Here is a 3,522-nt window from a genome sequence, read left to right as displayed (position 1 = left end):
CCTCCAGCTGGTAGTGAAATAATTCCGCCATCAGACAATAGTGAAGTGATTTCTAATGAAGGAAGTATCGTGCTCCCTGTAGGTAAAAGCGGCGAGGTCAGTTTAGAGAATGCAATCACGATCTCTATCCCGGCCAATGCGAGTGACAAAGAGCTTATTATAACCATCGAGGAGCTGCTTGATATAGGATGGATGGAAGCGGAACCTGAAGCAGAGATGTTAATCAGTCCAATCTTTGAAATTCTGAAAAATTTCACTGGGAATTTCAATCACCCGATCACATTAACCTTCACATTTGATCGAGCAGCGTTGAAGACAAATCAAACACCAGAGGTCTTCTATTATGACGAAGTGAAAAAGGAATGGGTGCAGGTTCAGGGTGGTAAGATTAACGGCAATACAATCACAGTGGAAGTGGATCACTTAACGAAGTTTTCTGTGATGGCTGTTAGTCATGGTGAGCAAGAGGCTGAGCCGGAACCGCCGACATTCAGCGATGTAATAGGCCACTGGGCAGCAACGAATATCAATAAAGCTACACAAGTAGGAATTGTGAAAGGGTATGAAAATGGTACCTTTAAACCGAACAACGCGGTAACTCGTGCAGAATTTGTGGTGATGTTGATGAATGCTTTGAACCAACAAGACACAGAAGCAACGAATCTGACGTTTACGGATAAGGCTGATATCGGTGCATGGGCGATAACAGCGATAGAGAACGCGGTACAATCAGGTATTATTAATGGATATTCAGATGGTACTCTCCGTCCGAACGACAAAATTACGCGTACAGAAATGGCTGTAATGATTGCAAAGGCGCTATCATTGAAAGTGGATGGCATAGCAGTTACAACCTTCGCAGATGATGCTGAAATACCAAGCTGGGCGAAGGGGCAGGTAGCAGCATTGCAGAAGTTAGCCATTATTTCTGGTAAAAGCCAAAATGCGTTCGCTCCGAAAGATCAGGCTACAAGAGCGGAGGCGGTAACGATGCTTTTGAATCTGATGGCGCAAGAGAGTAAGTAAAATGACCTCCTTAGAAGTCGACTGATGGTGAGAATGGTTATAATGTAAAAAGCGAGAAAAACGAACTATATTAGAAGCTCAAATTAGAGCTTCTAAGTATAGTTCGTTTTTGAATAGATATAGAGTACACAGGGTATATCCTAGACGCACCAGAATCTTATCCTCAGAAGGTCCAGTTTCGCTCTACAGTTGTTACGGAGAACCGTATCATAAGTAGCGACAAGTTTTTTGTATTACAAGATAAGCGATGTGGAAAACTAAATCAATTCCATGTTGAGTAAAATTTATCGTGCACTGATTCAATATAGTCAACAGCTAAGTCAGGAAGTTCATTCATATAATGGCCTTCATACTCCGGTAAACTATAGTTTTTGCAAGCCACTGTGGTTAGTCGTAACCAACTACTCTCCGTAAGAGTCTTCGCCAAAAAGGCACGATTAGCTCTTAACCAAGCTAATCGTGCGGTGTTCACTTCCTGCTCCGTTTTGTTGATTCTCAATCTACAGACCACCTAAAAAAGAAAATGACCCCTCGAAAGGGGTCTTGGTTCTACAGTTCTAGAGTGAATGCAAGTCTCAAGTAACTGATCAATACTCCTGATTGCTCACTAAACTTCCCAGACGTAAAGCAGTATCTGCTGAAGCTGTATAAATCATGATCTTCAGATCCGGATGGGTCGGCGGCTGCAGGGTCACATGTTCAAACTCCATCTCTCCAATACGAGGATCGTACCATCGTTTGTGGCAATCGGTTACGACCTGAACGTCATGCATCGGCCAGCTCTCGCGAAACAGCTGGCTTTTCTGCATAAATTCCTCAATAAGCTCCTTGAACCCCGGATCATTCGGGAAGTGTCCGTAATCCGCCCGAAAGCGTGCGATCATGATTTGTCTTTTGGCTTCCCAATCCTTTATGCCTGATCCCAGCTTGTTGTCCATCAGGAAGAGTCTCATATAATTAGGTCTCTGCTGCGGTTGATCTGAAAATGATGGGAAATGGAATACGAACTCAGCTGCTTTGTTCCAAAACAGTAAATTCCAGTATCTTCCGAGTACGAATGTCGGATTCGGTTCAAGTGCCCTGATCATCTGTTCCAAGCCTGCATTTAATTGCTGATGTTCTACCTTTTCCTGTTGTGCCGGTCTTGCAAGAAGATGGAGATGGGAGCGTTCATCCTCAGTCAATTGCAGCGCTTTTGCTATGTTATTCAGTACATCCTCTGATGGATTGACACTTCTGCCTTGTTCCAAAGAGGTGTACCATGATGTTCCAATATGGGCAAGCAGGGCTACTTCTTCCCTTCGAAGCCCCGAGGTCCGGCGTTGTCCATAGGATGTTAACCCTACTTCTTCCGGAGTAAGACGTTCCCGGCGCGAGCGCAAAAATTCACCTAACGACTTTCTGGAAGGAATTTCTTCCATTCAAACTCCTCCTTATCCTGACACTTTCAATCATACGATAAACGCAGGAAGGTTGCTACTTACGCGTTCTATTATACTGCCAGTATAGCTTCTAAAAACTTAGGAGGATTTGAACAATGAACATTTTTGTAACAGGTGCCACAGGAAAAGTAGGAAGCCGTTTTGTTCCGCGTATGTTACAGCGGGGTCATCACGTTAAAGTGTTGGTTAGGGACGCTGCAAAGGCAGATTGGCTTCATCAGCAGGGAGCTGAACTTATTGAAGGCGATCTTTTGCAGCCGAAGGATTATGTTGACGCTCTCCAGGGCACTGCTGCTGTGATTCACTTGGCAGCTCAGTTCCGTGGGGTAGACGAGAATACCGCCAAAATCTCAAACCTCGATGGCAGTATAGCCCTAGCACGCGCTGCGTTGCAGGCGGAAGTGCCAAAATTTGTTTTTGCCAGTACCAATAATGTATACGGCTCCGGGAATCGCTCAAGACCCAACCGTGAAGATGACGAGCTTAGTCCTGCCTTTGCATATCCTCAAACCAAAGCCGCGGCCGAAACGGCTCTGCTGCAGCTTCATCGCGATCAGGGATTGGGACTGCGTATAGTACGGCTTCCTTTTGTCTATGGTGATCAGGACCCTCATATCCAGGAATTTCTTCCGTATATGCGCAATTGGAATCCAGCCAAACGAATGCATATGGCACACCATGCGGATGTAGCTCAAGCCCTGATGCTCGCCGCTTCCACACCAGGAATGGATGGCCGGATCTACAATGTTGCCGACGATGCGCCGATCTCCGCTGCGGAATTGGCCATGCTTCATCATAGTGAATTTACGCCAGACGCACTGCAGCAGGCTTATGATCCATGGGATATGGTCGTTGATACCACACGGATCAGAGAAGAATTAAATTATCGGCCGATTTACCCGTCATTTTATTCGGCAAGAGATGCAGGTGCTATCTAATAAAGTTGAAGGTACCTGAGGAGTCATTTTGATGGGTTGGCTAACGGGTACGTTAGCTGAACAAAGTTAGACCCCAAAAGGCCATCCTGGCAAGGATGGCCTTAAAACTTGCCGTT

Annotated in this window: 3 protein-coding genes; 2 read left to right on the top strand and 1 reads right to left on the bottom strand. The window is 45.5% G+C overall.

All coding sequences use genetic code 11. The features are described from left to right. The coding region (locus ACKI5J_RS03955; RefSeq protein ID WP_407426730.1) for an S-layer homology domain-containing protein at positions 1-1,026 on the top strand (1,026 nt) is incomplete at its 5' end. A 587-nt stretch (positions 1,027-1,613) separates the two neighbouring features. On the opposite strand, the gene ACKI5J_RS03950 is transcribed toward ACKI5J_RS03955, so the two are convergent. Next, positions 1,614-2,447, bottom strand: a complete 834-nt coding sequence (locus tag ACKI5J_RS03950) for a helix-turn-helix transcriptional regulator (protein ID WP_407426728.1) — start codon at positions 2,445-2,447, stop codon at positions 1,614-1,616. A gap of 116 nt (positions 2,448-2,563) precedes the next feature. On the opposite strand from ACKI5J_RS03950, the gene ACKI5J_RS03945 reads away from it, so the two are divergent. Beyond that, entirely contained in the window at positions 2,564-3,406 is an 843-nt protein-coding gene (locus tag ACKI5J_RS03945) for an NAD-dependent epimerase/dehydratase family protein (RefSeq protein WP_407426726.1), read from the top strand. The last annotated feature ends 116 nt before the right edge of the window (positions 3,407-3,522 follow it).

This window comes from Arcticibacter sp., from assembly GCF_045629565.1.
Lineage (GTDB): Bacteria > Bacteroidota > Bacteroidia > Sphingobacteriales > Sphingobacteriaceae > Arcticibacter.
Note: the sequence above shows the minus strand (reverse complement) of the source record. Positions and strands in the feature narration are given on the sequence as shown.

Bases quoted from the DNA above. Each gene is read 5' to 3' on its own strand.
- ACKI5J_RS03950 (WP_407426728.1), bottom strand. From the start codon at position 2,447: ATGGAAGAAATTCCTTCCAGAAAGTCGTTAGGTGAATTTTTGCGCTCG.
- ACKI5J_RS03945 (WP_407426726.1), top strand. From the start codon at position 2,564: ATGAACATTTTTGTAACAGGTGCCACAGGAAAAGTAGGAAGCCGTTTT.